The 16,961-nt window shown below is 64.5% G+C and carries 21 protein-coding genes; 7 read left to right on the top strand and 14 right to left on the bottom strand.

The window, feature by feature from the left end; genetic code table 11:
• Window positions 1-121: 121 nt before the first annotated feature.
• From AC3WJU_RS09380 to AC3WJU_RS09360, 5 genes are all read right to left on the bottom strand, one after another.
• Complete coding sequence (locus tag AC3WJU_RS09380; protein WP_284991392.1) at window positions 122-1,066, bottom strand: ABC transporter substrate-binding protein; 945 nt, start codon at window positions 1,064-1,066, stop codon at window positions 122-124.
• A complete protein-coding gene (locus tag AC3WJU_RS09375; RefSeq protein WP_284991390.1) occupies window positions 1,063-1,809 on the bottom strand; it encodes an ABC transporter permease in 747 nt (248 codons plus the stop codon). The genes AC3WJU_RS09380 and AC3WJU_RS09375 overlap by 4 nt, the downstream gene beginning before the upstream one ends.
• On the bottom strand, window positions 1,806-2,528 hold the full coding sequence (locus AC3WJU_RS09370) for an ABC transporter permease (protein ID WP_284991389.1): 723 nt from the start codon (window positions 2,526-2,528) through the stop codon (window positions 1,806-1,808). The genes AC3WJU_RS09375 and AC3WJU_RS09370 overlap by 4 nt, the downstream gene beginning before the upstream one ends.
• A complete protein-coding gene (locus AC3WJU_RS09365) occupies window positions 2,528-3,613 on the bottom strand; it encodes an ABC transporter ATP-binding protein (protein WP_307052551.1) in 1,086 nt (361 codons plus the stop codon). The genes AC3WJU_RS09370 and AC3WJU_RS09365 overlap by 1 nt, the downstream gene beginning before the upstream one ends.
• A 137-nt stretch (window positions 3,614-3,750) precedes the next feature.
• Window positions 3,751-4,209 (bottom strand): NUDIX hydrolase, encoded by a 459-nt coding sequence (locus AC3WJU_RS09360; RefSeq protein WP_059387458.1) that lies wholly within the window; start codon window positions 4,207-4,209, stop codon window positions 3,751-3,753.
• Window positions 4,210-4,265: 56 nt separating this feature from the next.
• Here AC3WJU_RS09360 and AC3WJU_RS09355 point away from each other — a divergent pair, with 56 nt between their 5' ends.
• Window positions 4,266-5,309 carry a pirin family protein gene (locus AC3WJU_RS09355; RefSeq protein ID WP_307052550.1) on the top strand — a complete coding sequence of 348 codons (1,044 nt, stop codon included), beginning with the start codon at window positions 4,266-4,268 and terminating at the stop codon, window positions 5,307-5,309.
• A 9-nt stretch (window positions 5,310-5,318) separates the two neighbouring features.
• Here the strand turns inward: AC3WJU_RS09355 and AC3WJU_RS09350 are convergent, their stop codons facing one another.
• A complete protein-coding gene (locus AC3WJU_RS09350) occupies window positions 5,319-6,233 on the bottom strand; it encodes an N-acetylglucosamine kinase (RefSeq protein ID WP_492259712.1) in 915 nt (304 codons plus the stop codon).
• A gap of 34 nt (window positions 6,234-6,267) precedes the next feature.
• Window positions 6,268-7,242, bottom strand: coding sequence for a LysR substrate-binding domain-containing protein (locus AC3WJU_RS09345; protein WP_492259711.1), 975 nt, complete (start codon window positions 7,240-7,242; stop codon window positions 6,268-6,270).
• 107 nt (window positions 7,243-7,349) lie between these two features.
• Between AC3WJU_RS09345 and AC3WJU_RS09340 the strand changes: the two genes are divergently transcribed.
• Window positions 7,350-8,624: an MFS transporter gene (locus AC3WJU_RS09340; RefSeq protein WP_492259710.1), complete on the top strand. Its 1,275-nt coding sequence runs from the start codon at window positions 7,350-7,352 to the stop codon at window positions 8,622-8,624.
• Between the two features lie 6 nt (window positions 8,625-8,630).
• On the opposite strand, the gene AC3WJU_RS09335 is transcribed toward AC3WJU_RS09340, so the two are convergent.
• Entirely contained in the window at window positions 8,631-9,794 is a 1,164-nt protein-coding gene (locus tag AC3WJU_RS09335; protein WP_284991379.1) for a trans-sulfuration enzyme family protein, read from the bottom strand.
• Window positions 9,795-9,925: 131 nt separating this feature from the next.
• On the opposite strand from AC3WJU_RS09335, the gene AC3WJU_RS09330 reads away from it, so the two are divergent.
• Window positions 9,926-10,429: an Lrp/AsnC family transcriptional regulator gene (locus tag AC3WJU_RS09330; RefSeq protein ID WP_059387454.1), complete on the top strand. Its 504-nt coding sequence runs from the start codon at window positions 9,926-9,928 to the stop codon at window positions 10,427-10,429.
• Window positions 10,430-10,463: 34 nt separating this feature from the next.
• Here AC3WJU_RS09330 and AC3WJU_RS09325 read toward each other — a convergent pair whose 3' ends face one another.
• The 3 genes from AC3WJU_RS09325 to AC3WJU_RS09315 all read right to left on the bottom strand — a co-directional run bounded on the left by AC3WJU_RS09325 (window position 10,464) and on the right by AC3WJU_RS09315 (window position 12,682).
• Window positions 10,464-10,691, bottom strand: coding sequence for a 2-nitropropane dioxygenase (locus AC3WJU_RS09325; protein WP_306958920.1), 228 nt, complete (start codon window positions 10,689-10,691; stop codon window positions 10,464-10,466).
• Complete coding sequence (locus AC3WJU_RS09320; protein WP_059387452.1) at window positions 10,688-11,353, bottom strand: ArsR/SmtB family transcription factor; 666 nt, start codon at window positions 11,351-11,353, stop codon at window positions 10,688-10,690. The genes AC3WJU_RS09325 and AC3WJU_RS09320 overlap by 4 nt, the downstream gene beginning before the upstream one ends.
• 90 nt (window positions 11,354-11,443) lie before the next feature.
• Window positions 11,444-12,682, bottom strand: coding sequence for an MFS transporter (locus AC3WJU_RS09315; protein WP_492259709.1), 1,239 nt, complete (start codon window positions 12,680-12,682; stop codon window positions 11,444-11,446).
• A 169-nt stretch (window positions 12,683-12,851) separates the two neighbouring features.
• On the opposite strand from AC3WJU_RS09315, the gene AC3WJU_RS09310 reads away from it, so the two are divergent.
• From AC3WJU_RS09310 to zapE, 4 genes are read left to right on the top strand one after another with little or no spacing between them, the layout of a single operon-like run.
• Complete coding sequence (locus AC3WJU_RS09310; protein WP_059387451.1) at window positions 12,852-13,412, top strand: Lrp/AsnC family transcriptional regulator; 561 nt, start codon at window positions 12,852-12,854, stop codon at window positions 13,410-13,412.
• A gap of 9 nt (window positions 13,413-13,421) precedes the next feature.
• Window positions 13,422-13,847 carry a DUF1761 domain-containing protein gene (locus tag AC3WJU_RS09305; RefSeq protein ID WP_059387450.1) on the top strand — a complete coding sequence of 142 codons (426 nt, stop codon included), beginning with the start codon at window positions 13,422-13,424 and terminating at the stop codon, window positions 13,845-13,847.
• 17 nt (window positions 13,848-13,864) lie between these two features.
• The gene (corA, locus tag AC3WJU_RS09300; protein WP_059387449.1) at window positions 13,865-14,860 is read left to right on the top strand and encodes a magnesium/cobalt transporter CorA; all 996 of its coding nucleotides are present in this window, start codon (window positions 13,865-13,867) and stop codon (window positions 14,858-14,860) included.
• Window positions 14,860-15,378, top strand: a complete 519-nt coding sequence (gene zapE, locus AC3WJU_RS09295) for an AFG1/ZapE family ATPase (protein ID WP_284991373.1) — start codon at window positions 14,860-14,862, stop codon at window positions 15,376-15,378. Before corA ends, zapE begins: the two co-directional genes overlap by 1 nt.
• A 78-nt stretch (window positions 15,379-15,456) precedes the next feature.
• On the opposite strand, the gene AC3WJU_RS09290 is transcribed toward zapE, so the two are convergent.
• From AC3WJU_RS09290 to AC3WJU_RS09280, 3 genes are all read right to left on the bottom strand, one after another.
• Entirely contained in the window at window positions 15,457-15,603 is a 147-nt protein-coding gene (locus AC3WJU_RS09290; RefSeq protein WP_113990531.1) for a lmo0937 family membrane protein, read from the bottom strand.
• A 187-nt stretch (window positions 15,604-15,790) separates the two neighbouring features.
• Window positions 15,791-16,297 carry a hypothetical protein gene (locus AC3WJU_RS09285; protein WP_492259708.1) on the bottom strand — a complete coding sequence of 169 codons (507 nt, stop codon included), beginning with the start codon at window positions 16,295-16,297 and terminating at the stop codon, window positions 15,791-15,793.
• A gap of 33 nt (window positions 16,298-16,330) precedes the next feature.
• Window positions 16,331-16,894, bottom strand: a complete 564-nt coding sequence (locus AC3WJU_RS09280; protein ID WP_332601998.1) for a GNAT family N-acetyltransferase — start codon at window positions 16,892-16,894, stop codon at window positions 16,331-16,333.
• Window positions 16,895-16,961 lie beyond the last annotated feature (67 nt).

Raw genomic sequence — 16,961 nt, 5'->3', positions numbered from 1 at the left:
GGATGTACTTCCGTTGAGACATCACTCACATTGGGAACGACGGCGGCGAGGCCCACACCAGGGTTCCTCGCCGCCGTCGTCCTTAGCCGGGGCCTCCGCCGCCGGGCACTGCTTGGGAAAGCTACTTCACGATCCCTTTGTCCTTGAGCCAAGCGGCTGCAGCGTCCTTTGGATTCTGCTTTTGGTTGCCACTGACCGCGCGGTTCAGGTTGATGAGGTCGTCCGTAGTGAGGATCTTCGAAACGTTGTTGAGGGCTGCCTTCGCCTTGTCCGTCATCTTGGCCATGTTGTACAGCGGGAGGACCTGCTGGGCCTTGAAGTTGTTCTTGGGATCATCCAGGACCACCAGCGCGTTGTCCTGGATGGACGGCGTGGTGGTGTAGATGTCGGCAACCTGGACATCATTGGTCAGCAGGGCCTGCAGCGTGAGGTTCCCGCCGCCGTCGCTGAACGGCTTCAGGCCCTTGAGCACGCAGTTGTAGTTGGCTTTGAGGCCAGGGAACCCGTAGGCGCGGGTCTCAAAGGTTGCCGGTGCTGCCATCGTGAGGTCCCCACAGACCTTGGCGAGGTCCTCGATGGACTTGAGCTGGTACTTCTCCGCCGTGGCCTTCGTGACAACCATGGCGTCCTTGTCCTCAGCCTTGGCGGGATCGAGCACTCCCAAGCCCTGCGGAAGCTTCCCGGGCAGCGCCTTGTAGACATCATCGGCCGATACCTGCGTGGCGTTCGTGTCCAGGTAGGACAACAGGTTTCCGGAGTAGTCAGGGGCGAGATCGATCGAACCGTCCTGTACGGCCTTGAAGTAGATCTCGCGGGATCCGATATTGGGCTTCGTCGTAGCGGTAACGCCGGCGGCGTTCAGTGCTCCGGCGTAGATTTCGGCGATGACCTGGCTCTCGGGGAAATCTGCCGAGCCCACCGTGAGCGAGCCGCCGGCCCCGGAGGGGGCGTTGGTGGACGGGCTGGACAGCGGGCTGCCGCCACATGCGCTGAGTGCAAGCGCAATGCCGACTCCGGCCGCCAGGCCGCCGAGCCCGCGGCGGGTCAGGGTGACGGGTTGCTTCATGCGGTACCTCCTTGAACGGCAGCCCCCGCCGGTGCGGCGGCTGCGAGATCTCCGGCGGCCTTGTGGCCGCCGCTGGAATCGATGGAAAGTCCGGGCGGGAGGAGGATCCTCTGCGCCACGGCCAGAACGAGGTCGACGGCGATTGCCAACGCCGCGATGAGCAGTGACCCGCCGAGCATGCGGGGGAAGTCCTGAAGGACCAATCCGTCAAAAAGATAACGCCCCAGGCCGCCCAGCGGAAGGTATGCCACCACGGAAACCGTCGCGATGACCTGAAGGACCGCCGTGCGGATGCCGCCGAACATGACCTGGAGTCCGTTGGGCAGCTCTACCCGGAACAAGATCTGCAGTTCCGTCATGCCCATGGCCCGGGCCCCGTCAACCACCGTTGGATCCACGCTGGAAATCCCGGCGTAGGTCCCGGCCAAGAGCGGTGGCACTGTCAAGATGACGAGGGCCCAAACCGGGGGCATGAGTCCGCTTCCAGCCAACAGGGCAAAGAGGACAAGCAGGCCGAGGGTCGGAAGTGCCCGCAAGGCCCCGGCGAACGCGACGGCGACCACGCGTCCGTGTCCCGTGTGGCCGATGAAGAGGCCCACCGGCACGGCGATCGCCGCGGCAATTACGAGGACCAGCCCGGAGTACTGCAGGTGTTCCAAGAGCCTTGTGGCGATTCCGCCGCTTCCTGACCAGTGGACCGGATCCGTGAGCCAAGCGAGGGTGTCAACGAAGATGTTGCTCATCGGGCGGCCTCCCCGTGGATCTCGGCATCCGCGATGAACTGCGCCGCTTTACTGTCGGCTTTGCCATCCTGTCTGGTGGTTGCGGCGCTCGCCCGCGTCCAGGGGGTCAGCAGCTTCTCGAGCAGGACCAGGAACGTGTCCATGACGAGGGCAAGCAGGAGAATCGCGATGATGCCGATCACCACCTCAGTGACGAACGCCCGCTGCAGCCCGTCGGTGAACAGCATTCCCAGGTTCCCAACGCCTAGAAGCGCGGCGACGCTGACGAGGGAGATATTGCTGACGGACACCACGCGCAGGCCCGCAAAAAGCACAGGCAAGGACAGCGGAAGGTCGATCTGGAGGAACCGTGCGGTCGGCTTGAATCCCATGGACACTGCCGCCATGCGGAGGTCGTCGTCCACGGAGTCGAAGGCGTCCATGGCAGCCCGCACCAGCAGGGCAACGGCGTACATGGTGAGGGCAACCACCACGTTGAGTGGATCCAGGATCCGGGTTCCGAGGATCGGCGGCAGGATGATGAAAAGCGCCAATGAGGGAATGGTGTACAGCAGGGAACTTGCTGTAGTGACCACGGTCCTGAGGGTACGGTTCCGGCGGGCCAGTTGCCCCAAGGGCACCGCAATGAGCAGACCCAGAACCATGGGAATCAAAGCCAGGACAAGGTGCTCCCCAGCCCGTTCGAAGACCATGCCGCTGTTCGCCAGGAACCATTCCATCAGGGGGCGTCCTCCCGGTTGTGCCGGGTCTGTTCGATGAGCGCCAGCACTTCATCGGCTTTGAGGACGCCCTCGAGCCGCCCGTCGTCGTCCACCACCACGCCAAGGCCGGAAGGCGAGGACAACGCGGCATCCAGCGCCCTGCGGAGCGTGTCTCCGCGCCGGAACAAGGACCCACCGGGAATCAGCCCGGCGCCGTCGCGTGGTGAAGCCCATCCCATAGGCCGGGAGTCGCCGTCGAGCACCAGCGCCCATTCGGTGCTGCCCGCGGCAACGTGCGGGGCTTCCACGGTCTTGACCGGATGCACCGGAACAGCATCGGCGCCGTTGAAGGAAAGGTGCCGGAATCCCCTGTCACGGCCAACGAACGAGGCCACGAAGTCATTGGCGGGTGCCCGGAGGATCTCTTCGGGTGCCGCGTATTGCGCCAGTTTGCCCCCGACGGCGAAAACGGCCACTTTGTCGCCGAGCACGGTGGCCTCATCGATGTCGTGGGTGACGAAAACAATCGTCTTGGCCAGTTCGCGCTGGAGCCGGAGGAGTTCCTGCTGGAGTTCGTCGCGGACCACCGGGTCCACCGCGCTGAAGGGCTCGTCCATGAGCAGCACGGGCGGGTCGGCTGCGAGCGCTCGCGCCACGCCGACGCGCTGCTGCTGGCCGCCGGACAATTGGGACGGGTACCGCTTGCCGAGCACGGAAGCCAGCCCGACGACGTCGAGCAGTTCTTCCGCGCGTTTGCGGGCTGCCGCCCTGGAAACGCCGTTGAGCCGCGGAACGGTGGCAATGTTGTCCAGCACCGAGCGGTGCGGCATGAGTCCTGAGGACTGCATGACGTAACCCATGGAGCGGCGCAACTGGGCGGCAGGTTCGTTCGAGACATCCTTGCCGGCCACGGTGATGGTGCCCGAGGTGGGCTCTACCATGCGGTTGATCATCCGCAGGGACGTGGTCTTTCCGCAGCCCGAGGGTCCGACGAACACGGTGATGGCACCCTTGTCGATGGACATGCTCAATCCATCAACAGCGGGTTGTCCGCCCTGATACTGCTTGGTGACGCTCTGGAACTCAATCATGGCTTCAGCCATTCCGGGGCTTACCTAACTTTTTGGGCCGCAAATATCAACGATGGAACTCAATCAACAGCGAACTGATGTTCTACAGCCTAACCAGCACCACCGACGATGTCAGTGCAGGCGCGAAGACCGTAATGAATCGGCAATGCTCAGGGCGTCTGCAGTTTTCCGTTGAGGGGACGCTCACTGAGCAGGCGGAGGCCGATGTCCACCAGTGACACCCGGTTCAGTCCGGGAACCTTGCCCAGTGGCACCCAGGCGGCGTGGGTAGTGCTGCCGTCAATCTCGTGGGTCAATTCGCCGCCCGTGATGCTTGCCTCGTAGACCAGCCGGATTGCCTGGAAATCACGGCCTGATCCGTCCAGCCGCTCCTCACCCGGCCAGTGGCCGACGTCGATGCCGAGCATCGCTCCGATGTCGGCGTCGTATCCGGTTTCCTCCTGGATCTCGCGGCGGCAACCGTCGACTGGATGCTCCCCCAAATCCAGGCCTCCCCCGGGGAGGGTCCAGCCTTCCTTGCCGTCTTGCTTCCAATAGGCGAGAAGGATCGCTCCGTCGCGGATGACCACTCCGTACGCGGCCGGGCGGGTGTCGAACTGCATGCTCATGGAGCCAGCCTAGGCCTAAGCTGGAGGGAACACTGTTCAGCACATGGAGTTGTATTGTGACCAACTTGGAAACGGCCCCGTCCCAGGAAGTCTGCCCGGCCGGACATCCCGGGCAAGGACCTTTTGTACAGCTCTGGCCGGCCCGCGAGGTTCCCCTCGGCGGCGTCCGGGCCATGAACGTCTCGCGCACCCTCCCCCAACGCGGAATGCCGACGGTTGGAGCCTGGTGCTTCCTGGACAGCTTCGGCCCGGACCGCATCGCGATGAGCGTCCTTCCCCACCCGCACATGGGACTTCAGACGGTCACGTGGCCCCTCCAGGGCGAGGTGCGGCACCGCGACAGCGTCGGAAGCGACGTGCTGGTCCGTCCCGGGCAGTTGAACATCATGACGGCCGGTCGCGGCATTTCGCATTCCGAGTTCGGTGTCCTGCCGGCAGGACTCGACCCGGACGCGCCCGACGGCGGCGACCTCCTGCCGCTGTCCCGGGGCCTGCAGTTGTGGGTTGCTTTGCCCGACGCCGTGAGGCACCGTGCGCCGTCGTTCCAGCAGATCGTCGACCTGCCGGTGGTCGTGGCGGACGGTTTCAGGGCCACTGTGCTCGTGGGAGAGTTCGCCGGACAGCGCTCCCCCGCGGTCATGTTCAGCCCGATTGTCGGCGTGGAAGTCTCAGCCTCGGGCGCCGTCGAGTTACCTCTGAATCCCGATTTCGAGCATGCGGTGCTGGTCCTGGACGGTTCCACGATGATCGACGGCCAGGAAGTCGACCCCGGCCCCTTGGCATTCCTCGGCATGGGCCGGGAATCGCTCCGCCTCGATGCAGCCCCGGGAACCCGCTTCATGCTCCTGGGCGGTGAACCCTTCGAAGAGGACATCCTGATGTGGTGGAACTTCGTGGGCCGGACGCACGAGGAAGTGGCGCAGGCCCGCGAAGATTGGGAAGCCCAGGCGCTCCTGAGCGACGAGGACGCCCGTAATGCGCGCTTCGGTTGGATCCATGGCCACGGGCCCGACGCCGGAGCGGAAGCCGGGCGCATCCCCGCACCGCCTATGCCAGGGGTCCAGCTCAAGCCGAGGTCCCGGAACAGGGCTACTGACTAACGGTCCCGGCTAGGGCAGCTCCGCGACAATCCGCAGCACACCGAAAACCGGTTCCTGGTCCAGGACCCGGACATCGGTGATCCCGTGTGCGGCCAGTCCCGCCCGGAAAGCGGACTGTAAAGGCTCCACGTTCATGCCGAGCCCGCCGCCAAGAATCACCGGTCCGGGAAGGCCGAGTTGCCGGACGGCTTGCGCCGCGAGTTCCGCGAGATCCCGTCCTGCCTGGTCCAGGAGTTGGCGGCTGATCTCGAGGCCTTCCCGCGCGGTCTCGACTACGGCGCTTGCGCGCTGGGCCCAGTACCGCCGGTCGGTGTCCTCCGAGTGGAACAGCGCGATGAGTTTGTTGGGATCGTCCACCCCGCAGGATTCCAGGAGGGCCGCTGTGAGGCCATCCGGTTCCAGCCCTTTGTTCATGCGCCGGAGGCTGTGGCGCACCGCCTCCCTACCCAGCCAGTATCCGCTGCCTTCATCGCCCAGGAGAAAGCCCCAGCCCCCGGCACGGGCTTCTTCCCCCTCGGCATTCTTGCCCCAGGCCGCGGATCCGGTTCCGGCAATGACAGCCACTCCGGTGCTGGCCCGGCCTGCCGCCAGTAGCAGCCGGGAATCGTGGACCACCGTGACCTGCGCCCCTGGAACATGGGGTTCGATCAGCTCGGCGAGGGCGCGGGCATCGGCGTCGGTGTCGATTCCGCCTGCCCCGGCAAGGACCCGGTCCACGTCGCCGCCGCCGATCATGGCGAAGAGCTCTGCGAGATTCCTGGCCGCCGTCTCGCGGCTCACGTTCTGGACGTTCGAGCTGCCGGTGCTTTCGTCGCGGACCGGTTTGCCGTCTTCGAACCGGACACCGCGGGTCTTGGTGCCGCCGATGTCGAGCCCGATGACCGTTGCGTCGGGCCGGGGGGGTTTGTTCTCTGCAGTCTCCACGTCCAAAAGCCTAGCGCGGGGGCAACGGGTGGTCCTATTGGGTTCCGGATCGCGCTTTGACGAGGCCTGCGAGCAGCCCAGGCCCTTCGGAAAGCACGAGTTCGCGGAAGAGCCTGACGGGGTCCGGTTCCTTGCGCCGTTCGCGCCAGGCAATCCCTATCTCCCGGTATGCGAGCTCCGAGTCGAGCGATACCTCCACCCACCCCAGGTCCGTGGAATCAAGGACACCTTGTGGTCCAGGCCCGAGTCCTCCCGGCGGCAGGATGCTGTAGCCCAGCCCGGCCGACACGAGTCCTCGGATGGTATGCGAGTCCTGGCTCTCGAAAGCGATCCTCGGGCGGAAGCCCGCGTCCCGGAAGATCGCGTCGGTTAGCGAGCGCAGGCCGAAACCGGATCCCATGGAAACGAACGGCTCATGCTTGAGCTCGGCGAGCCGCACGCTGGGCCGCCGGGCCAACTGATGGCGGTGATGGACCACTAGCCGCAACGGCTCGCGGTACAGAGAAGCCGAGCCGAGGTTCCTGCCCGGAGCAGCCACGGGTGCCGTCAAGGCGAAGTCGGCGTCACCGGCGATGAGCGATTCAAGGCAGGCGGCACGGGCTCCTTGGCTGAGCTCGAAAGCCGTGAAAGGGTGCCGGCTCCGGAATGCGCTCATGAGCAGCGGCAACGTGGCCTCGCCGAATGTGTGTTGGAAGCTCACCGCGATTCTGCCGCGGACAACATCGGATTCGTGCCGGACCACATCCAGCCCCGCCTGGAATTCCGCGAGCGCCGCTTCGATATAGGGAAGCAGCGTCTTGGCGGCCTGGGTCAGCCGGACTCCGCGGCCTTCACGGACAAGGAGCTCGGTCCCGACGACGGCGCTTGCCCGGGCCAGCGCCCGGCTCACCGTCGATTGGGGTACTCCGAGCAACTCGGCCGTCTCCGTGACATGTTCCGTCCGGCCAAGCTCAGCCAGCAGGGGGAGCAACGGCAGCAGTTGGACCAGTTGCTTGTGTTCGATGTCCATGCTTGTCCACCCTCAGATCGACCTCTTCAAAACCATCCATGTCCGCTATCAATATTAAGCGAATCATGCATTGGAGTCATCACTGATGCTCGCCCTACTGTGGAGGGGTGAGTACAAACGCAGCCGCCAAGAGCCCCGCAGAGACCGATTGGGAAGGCCATCTGAAGGGCTCCACCGCTTACCGGCGTATCCTCGCCGGCCTGGCCCTCGCCGGCGTGGCCACCTTCGCGCAGCTGTACTCCACCCAGGCCGTCTTGCCGCTCATGGCAAATGAGCTGCACATCACGGCGGCCGAGGCTGCGCTCACGATTTCCTTGGCCACGGTGGGCCTAGCGGCAACGGTATTGCCGTGGTCCTTCGTCGCCGACAAGATCGGCCGCGTGCGTGCCATGGCCATCGGAATCGCGGCGGCCACCGTCTTGGGCCTGCTCGTCCCCCTGGCCCCCACCTTTCCGCTTGTCCTCGCTTTGCGGGCGCTGGAGGGCATGGCCCTCGGCGGTATCCCGGCGATCGCCATCGCGTACTTGAATGAAGAAGTCAACAAAGTGCACGCCGCGCTCGCTGCCGGCAGCTACGTCGCCGGAACCACCCTCGGCGGTCTTGCCGGCCGCTTGCTCGCGGGACCCATCGGTGAATTGTGGGGTTGGCGGGCCGCCGCCTTCGCGGTCTCCATCCTGGCGACGGCGTCGGCCGCCCTCTTTCTGCTGCTGGTCCCGAAGCCACGCCGCTTCACCCCACGCTCGGCCGGAGGTTTCCGCGGCGCCATGAAGACGTTGGCGGACCATTCCGCTAATCCGCGGCTGCTGGCCCTATACATTCAAGCGTTCCTCTTGATGGGCGGCTTCGTGGCCGTCTACAACTACCTCGGCTTCCGCCTCCATGCCGCGCCCTTCGGACTGCCCGCCACCGTGGTCAGCCTGATTTTCCTGGCCTACTTGTCCGGAACCGTGAGCTCCCGCTGGGGAGCCGCACTGTCCATGAGATTCGGCCGCCGCACGGTCATGCTCGCCGGGATCGCGACAATGACGGCCGGACTGGGACTCACCCTGTGGGACAACTTCGCCGCGGTTCTGGCTGGCTTGGTGGTCTTTACCGGCGGCTTTTTCGCCGCGCACAGCATCGGAGCAGGCTGGACCGGGACCATCGCGACGAGCGGCCGCGCGCAAGCAGCGTCGTTGTATAACCTCTCCTACTACCTGGGGTCCAGCATTATTGGCTGGGCCGGCGGACTCGCCTTCCAGGCTTTCGGGTGGACCGCACTCGCCTGGACGGTCATCGCCTTGGGATGCACGACGGCGGTGATCACCGCCGTCGTGCACCGATCCCCGGCGCCGCAGCTCGCCGTCGTCGGCTCCTTGAACCCGGCCGGACGGGGAAAGTAGCGGGCCCTACCGGGTGGACTCGAGGGCCTGGACCAGGTCGTCGATGATGTCGGCGGGATCTTCCAAGCCGATGGAAAGCCTGAGCATGCGCGCCTGGGGCTTGGCCTCCGGGGCAACCGGGCGGTGGGTCAATCCGGCGGGGTGTTGGATCAGCGTGTCGATGCCGCCCAGCGATACCGCGTGGGTGATGAGGCGGACAGCGCCCGGAATGCGCTCCGCATGCTCGGCCGACTCGAGATCGAAGGAGATCAACGAGCCCGGACCACTCATCTGCGTGCCGACCAGGTGCAGTGGATCGCACTCGGGAAGCCCCGGGTAGTACACCTTGGCCACGAGTTCGTGACTCGCGAGCGCCGCCGCGATCTTGTGGGCGTGGTCCTGTTGGGCACGCACCCGGATGGGAAGTGTCGCCAGGCCGCGGTGCAACAGGTAGGCGGGCCAAGGAGTCAGGATGCCGCCCGTCACGGCACGGACCCGGCGCAGCCGCGTGGCCCACTCCGCACTGGTTGCCACCACGCCGCCCATGGCATCGCCGTGGCCGCCCAGGAATTTCGTGGCACTGTGGAGCACCATCGCGACGCCGTGCTTGAGCGGTTGCTGGAGGATCGGCGTCGCGAACGTGTTGTCCACGAGCACCGGAACGTCTGCGGCGTCGGCCACCAGGCGGTTCAGGTCCACAAGATCCAGGCTCGGGTTGGCCGGGGTTTCCACCACCACCAGGCCGGTGTCCGGACGAAGGGCATCCCGCACGCCGTCGGCCTTGACGAAGGTGACCTGGTTACCCAGCAGGCCGCTGGCCAGGACGTGGTCCGTGCCGCCATAGAGTGGCCGCACCGCAACCACGTGCGTCTTGCCTTCTGATTGGGCGGCGAGCAGCACGGCGCTGAACGCAGCCATCCCCGAGGCAAAACCGACAGCTTGCGCAGCGCCCTCGAGCGCCGCTACGCCGTCTTCGAACCTGGCTACCGTAGGATTCCAGAGACGCTGGTACACCGTGCTCTGACCGTCGAGGGGCACGCCGCCCGTGGCCATCTGCTCGTAGGCGAGGCCGCCGTCGTGGACAGAAGGCAAAGGCGCAGTGGTTGAAAGGTCGATGGGAACGGCATGCACGCCCTGCTCCGTGAGTCCCGTCCGGCCGGCGTGGACTGCGAGTGTATCGATGGCTGTCACTGCTCTCCTTGAATTATTCACCGTTGAATTCGGTCAGTATCTGGCAATAATTCGGAGATTGACAGTGCAAATGAATGGATTGAGTGGAAACTGGCACCTATGATGAATAGACAGCAATTTCAGGAGGATCCGTGACCATCACCCCGAAGAACGTTCGGCCCGTCGGCACCAGCGAGCCATTGGATGCGATCGATGAGCGCATCCTGGCGGCCTTGGTCGACGATGCCCGGATCTCCAACAAGCAGCTGGCCGAACTCGTCGGAATTGCTCCGTCGACGGCGCTCATGCGTACGAGGTCACTCTCCGAACGCGGCATTATCGAGGGTTTCGAAGCAGTCCTCAGCCTCCCGGCGATCGGCCGATCGGTGCAGGCCTTGATCGCCGTGCGCCTTCGCGCGCATGACCGCGACCAGATCGACCGCTTCACGGCCCGGGTCCCCGCCCTCCCTGCAGTGATCTCCACGTTCCACACCTCCGGCTCCGTGGACTACCTGCTGCATATCGCGGTCGCCAACACCGACGACCTCCGCGACTGGGTCCTGGACAACCTCGCCACCGACCCCGTGGTGGGCCACACCGAGACCACTTTGGTCTTCGCCCACATCCAGGGCAACCACGGGCCGCTGCCGGAATAACGGCTGACTTGGACGCGGCTTGGATTAGACCCGCTTAGCGGCGTGGCTCGAGTCCCGAGTGGGCCGCCGCGATAGCGTCCTGGCGCAAGTCGCCGAGTTCCTGCCGGCGCCTCAACGCCGCTTGCTGCACCGCCAGCTCGAGCGGAGGAATGTAGCGCCTGCGCTCGGCCCACGAGACAAGCCCGGATCCGATTCCGGCGGCTGCCGATTCCAACATGGAGGGCCGGCGGTAGGTGCCGCATGATGCGGTGGCTGTGCTCATGACTCTTTCCCTTCGGTGCCTGCTGCGTGCGACTTCGCATCGCGGGACTTCTTGTCTCCGGCCCACGCCGGGACTCCCAGGATCGGGAATGCGTTGAAATGGATCTGCACGGGGCGGGCGTCGTCCGCCTCGGGTTCGCTCCGGATTTCCTCCAGGAGATTGCGGGCGAAGGCTTCCATGGAGCGGGCGTAGCGGCCAAGCTGCTCCGCTGACATCCGGGCGTTGGCTGTGTTGACGATGGCCGCGTCGAGCCATTCTTCGTCCAACGAGTCCATGCCGTGTGCCATGAAGTCGGCGAGGACAGCCTGCCTGCTGCGTTCGAACTCGCGGGTTACCAGCCGCGATGCCTCCTGTGTTGCCGGCGAATGTGCCAACTCGGGCGAAGTGATCTGAATGGCTCCCCTGGGCCGCTCCCACCACCGCTCCCGCGCTGTCCCCTTGCCCTGGACTTCATGGACGAAGTCGAACTTGGCGAGTTGCCGCAAGTGGTAGCTCGTAGCGCCGCTGGATTCATCGAGGAGTTCGGCCAGGCTGCAGGCGGTCTGTGGCCCATACCGGGACAGCATCTCAAGGATCTGAACCCGCAACGGGTGCGCGAGCGCTTTGAGGGATGCCGTGTCGACCTTGCGAACGGGGAATTCCGGCTCTTGAACCTTGTCCATGCCGGAAACGCTACTCTTGCAAAGAAACCTTTGCAAGAGTTTCTTTGCAAATCAATCTTTGCGAACTTAGTTCGCAGTCAGAACCGCCGGTCAGCCCCTGCGGAGCACCCTGCGGAGGGATGCAGCAGCGAGCACCGTAGCTGCCAACCCGCACACCACAGTGAAATAGCTGGCGGCCGCGCCTAGCCCGATCACCGAGGCAGCCAAGCCCAAGCCGATGACCGGCACCGCGCTGCCAAGGTAGGTGATGACGTACACGGTGCTGATGATCTGGGCATGCCGGGACGCCTCGACTTTGCTGGCAACGTCGTTGAACACCAAGCGGAAGGCGATCCCCTGCCCCACCCCGGCGGACAGGCTCGCTGCCACCAGCAGAATCGGACTGGACAGCGATGCCGCCGCGCCGACCAGCACAATGGAAATTCCCAGGACCATCAGGCCAGCGGGCACGGCGAACCTGCCGCGGACCGTCAGCAGCTGGCTGAGCGCGGACGCTGCGAGCGTCAAGCCGGCGAGCAGCCCGGTCATGGGGCGGGAATCGGCGTGCACCACGACGGCGAAATAGCCGGGCGCGAGCGAAAGGCAGAATCCGAACACGGCAAAGCTGAGGAATCCCACGCTCGAGGCCAGCCAAAACGCTCCCCTAGCTTCCCGGGAAACCGAGGGCCGTCGCGGGGCGAGCGCCATGTACGGACGCGGGCCCTCCGCAGGCCGAATCGCCGGACGCGCCTTGAGAAGCCACAACGGGACGAGCAAGAGGAGCAGGACGGCCGCGTGAATGAAGAACGGCGTTGAGGTTGCACCCGGGAGAAGCGAAAGCAGTCCGCCGATGGCAGGACCGGCAGCCACCCCTCCGGAGGATGACAGCAAGGTGAAGCGGGAAGCCCACTCGGGCCGGGACGGAAGCAATTCACGCAAAGCGGCCGAGCTCGCTCCGGTGGCGAGGCCCACGGCAATACCCTGGAGCATGCGGCCCGCTGAGAGCATCAAGAGGTTGTCTGCGTTGGCGAAAACCAAGCCGCCCACCAAGCCCACGAGGACGGCAAGCACCAGCGCTGCACGCCTGCCGATATGGTCGGACCAGTGGCCGGCAAGCATCAGCATAGCCACGAGCGCCAGGACGTAGCTTGCAAAGGCAATCGTCACACCCAGCGACGTGATTCCCAGTTCCGACTGAAGCAGCGGATACAGGGGGCTCGCCAAGTTGGCACCGACCAGCAGTGTGAACATGACGGCGCCGGCCAGGACAAGCCGCGCCGTGGTGGAAGCATCCCAGCCCCAGCGCCCGGCGGTGGCCTGGCGCATGCGCAGTTCGCTAAAGACAGTCATTTCCGTGCCTTCGCCTCAGCGGCCATCGCGGTACCCGGCCTTGCGCGCCTGGACTGGACGGCCCAAAATATTTGATGGCAACAGGATGTCGCAAGCCTGCCAGATAGATCAGATGTCCATGAAAGAATTGATCAAAATCTTCAAAATTGATGTCCATAGATGACCACAAATGAGCCGGAGTGATGATTTGAACACCCTCGATCCGACGGACCTGAAAATCCTGCTGGAGCTGATCCGTGATCCCAGGGTTCAGATCGGTGAACTCAGCGAGTCCCTGGGGATTGCACGCAACACCGCCCAATCGAGGATGCGCCGCCTTGTCCGCTCGGGCGTATTGAACGACGGCGGCCGCGAGGTCGACCTCGAAAAGGTGGGGTACGACGTCGTCGGCTTCGTGACGCTGGAGGTGACCCACAGGGAACTCGACGGCGTGATCGGAGCCCTGCGCCGCATCCCCCAGGTCCTCGAGGTGCACGAAATTTCCGGGCGGGGCGATCTCTTATGCCGGGTGGTGGCCACCGACACGCACAACCTGCAAACCGCGCTCCGCTCCATCCTCAGAACCAAGGGCGTCATCCGCACGGAAACGGTGCTTGCCCTGCACACCCATATCCCCTACCGGACAGAGCCGCTCATCGGCAGGCTCGTGGATGCCGCCGAGACGGCCGACGCCGCGAAACGGGTCAAAGCACAGGTTTCCACTGATTCGCCGGTCAGGGAAGCCGACTAGGATTCCAGAATGGATTGGCTCTCTTCTCTTCAGCACCTCAACTGGCTGGCGATACTCCTGGCCTTCGTTTCCAGCATGGTCATCGGATTTGTCTGGTACATGCCGGCGGTCTTCGGCAGACGGTGGATGCAGGCCATTGGCAAGACCGAGGAAGACCTCAAGAAGATCGACGGCGGCGCAGGAATCTGGATCCCCCTGATGGTGGCCGCAGCCCTCACGAGCATCGTGTTGGCCGTCCTGATCGGCAAGCTGGGCGTGCAGGGAAGCTTGCACGCCGGTTTCTTTGCGCTGGTGATTGCGGTGGTATTCCGAGTCGGCGGCCACGTCATCCACAACGGTTTCGCGGGCAGGCCGTCCGCCGTGACCCTCATCGACTCCGGCCATGACATCGTGGCCATGACTGCCGCCGGGGCAATCATCGGGGCGTTGCAGTAGAGGAGGAGAATAACCTCGTGACCATCATTGACAATGCCGTCTATGTGAACGGCATCCGGACCGCGACTCCGGGAAGCCTCGAGCAAAGCGTCGAAACACTGGCCGCGCACGGCGGAATGGTGTGGATTGGGCTGTACCGGCCGGACGAGACGGAAATGGCGGCCGTGGCTGCCGAATTCGGCCTCCACCTGCTCGCCGTCGAGGACGCCGTCAACGCCCACCAGCGGCCCAAGCTGGAACGCTACGACAACAACCTCTTCACCGTCCTGCGGCCTGCGAGATACGTGGACGCTACCGAGACCGTGGAGTTCGGTGAACTTCACATCTTCACGGGGAGGAACTTCGTAGTCACGGTCCGGCATGCGGAAACACCCGGGGTGGCCAAAGTCCGTAGGGATCTGGAACAACAACCGGAGCTTCTGCGGCATGGCCCCGAAGCCGTCCTGTACGCACTGCTGGACCGAGTGGTGGACGACTACGGCCCCGTGATCTCGGGCCTGGAAAACGACATTGACGAGATCGAGGACCAGCTCTTCGGTGGCGATCCCCTGGTTTCGCGGCGCATCTATGAACTCGCCCGCGAAGTCATTCAGTTCCAGCGCGCAATCAACCCGCTCCCCGAAATGATGGCCTCCCTGAAGCGCGGGTTCGAGAAATACGGAGTAGACATCGAGCTACAGCGCAAACTCCGCGATGTGGAAGACCACGTCGAGCAGGTAATTTCCCGGGCAAACGGGTTCCGCGACCTGCTCCAAAACGCCCTGACCCTCGACGGGACCCTCACCGCGAACCGGCAAAACGAAGCGAGTGCGGCACAAAACGAACAAACCAAGAAGATCTCCTCCTGGGCCGCGATCTTCTTTGCACCGGCGTTCGTCACCGGGCTCTACGGAATGAACTTCGACGTTATGCCTGAACTCCATTGGCCGCTCGGCTATCCCATGGCACTCGGCATGATGGTTCTCGCGGGCTTTGTCATGTATGTCATCTTCAAGCGGAAGAACTGGCTCTAGTGGTTCCCGGACAGGAGGGCTTCAGCAGGGGCAAGATCATTACTCCCGGAACGCCCGCGCAACTGGGAGCCTTCGGTTTGTTCCATCCGGCGAAGTCACAGGAGCGGATCCTCACCCCCACGGCGCAACGGCTCACCGTCAAGGCGGCCGACGATGTGCTCTGGGCCAGTTTCGCGGAGTTGTGCGGCGGCCCCATGTCGACAGCGGACTACATGGCTTTGGCTAAGGACTACGGAACGTGGGTGATCGACGGCGTACCCTCGCCGACGGCCGGATCGGTAGCCGGGTCCGCCTCGGCCTGGCAACGCCTCAGCGATCTGGTTGATGTCCTGTACGAGCAGGACATCACTCTGTTCCTGGTGGGCCACGGCCCCTTGGACTGGGATGTGGCCGGCGGCTTGGCGCACCGGACGAGTGCCGGGCCCGTTGACGGGGCCAAGATCGCGAGCCGCCTGTCGCTCCTGGGCCGAGTGGAGGCCACGGAGCCTTTTGAAGAAGTAGAGGCCGGGGGCAGCTGAAGGCTGGCTCGCTGGGGGCGGCATCCGCCCCCCTCCCGAGCCTAAGCCCAGGAGGGGTGGCGGTGCCGGAGCTGGACCCTAGACGCGTGACCTGCCGCGGATGAAGTGGAAAATCAGGACGATCACAGCAACAACCAGAAGCAGGTGAATGAGCCCGCCGCCGATGTTGCCAATAAAGCCGAGAAGCCAGAGAACGGCGATAACGATGGCTATCCAAAGCAACATGAGAGTCTCCCTTGTTTGGTTGCGTGCCCTGGCCGGCGGCCGAGGCATTCATTGGTAAGTATACTTATCAATGGGGGTGAGTGGGTGGTTCAGTGCGGTTTTTCCATCTGGAAGCCACACCGGCACGCGGAAATATTGGAGCAAACTTGTCCGGTTGAGCGTTAGTGGATTGGGATCTCGGCAGAGGCTAGCTTGCACGGAGGCCGAGCGCATCGAGGGTGGCAACAGCCGTCGTCGGGCCTCCGCAGTCGCGGCCGGCCGGATACGTAGCCGTGGGCTTGAGCCTCACATGGCTCATGCCGATCGACCAGCCGGAGGAGTTGGTGCCCGACGTCGTGAGATCGAGCGGGTGGTCGTTGATGCCGGCCTCGATACGAACGTCGATGCTTCCGTCCGCCATGCGCATGGACACCGATTGAGGCGCCCCGGGCGAGTTCGGCAGGGGAATGGGACCGGGTGTAAGCGGTGTCAAGGCGTTGACGGAAAAGCTGTGGCACGTGCCGTCCTGGCACAGCTCTATGACGAGCGCGGCGAGATTCGCCGCGCGCTCCGCGGTGATGTGCAAGCTTACCAACGAGATGTAGCCGACGGCCGGGCACACGCTGGCCGATCCACATGACAGGAACAGGGGCGCCCCGACGGCGAGTGCGCCAAGAACCGCACAGACGCGACCTGCTGGACCGAAGCGACGCATCGGGACCCCCTTACCGGAATCATGGTACGTCTGTCAGTGAGCGACACCAGGTCGCATGCTCATCCATTCGGCCCGAAGGATTGAAAATACCTCCTTGTCGTAACGCCTGCCGTCGTAGACCCAGCTACTGCGAAGGACACCGTCGGAACGCATCCCCAGCCGCTGCGCGACGGCTACGCTGCGGTCGTTGTCGGTGCGGCAGCGCCATTCGACGCGGGACATCCCCCGCTCTAGGAAGGCCCATTCCATGAGCAGTTCGACCGAGCGGGTGATGAGGCCCCCTCCGACAGCACCGGGTTCGAGCCAGCAGCCAATTTCGCAAATGCCCCAGGCGGAGTCGAACGTCACAAACATCACGCCTCCGACGATCCTGCCGTCGTTCCAGAGCCCATAGATGCGCGCCCCATCGTTCGCTGTGGCTGTGGCGTAACGCTGAAGCGTAGCGCGGGCACCCTCGACGGTCTCGGTGACAAAGGTCGGCCCGACCCACGGCCGGATATGGTCCCGTGCCCTGCTCATGTGCTCGGCAAAATCACGGGCGTGCCATGTCTCGAGAGGCTTCAAGACGACGCCTTCTCGCACTACTGTTTCGAACATAGTTTCTCCAGAGGGTTTCCCCAGGCTTTGCTTGCCACTGGGGGTGGGTGATTTCTCGGACGTGTGC

The sequence above is a fragment of the Arthrobacter sp. FW306-1B-F12A genome (assembly GCF_058781865.1).
The sequence above is the reverse complement of the archived record's forward strand: the minus strand, read 5'-3'. Positions and strand labels throughout refer to the sequence as shown.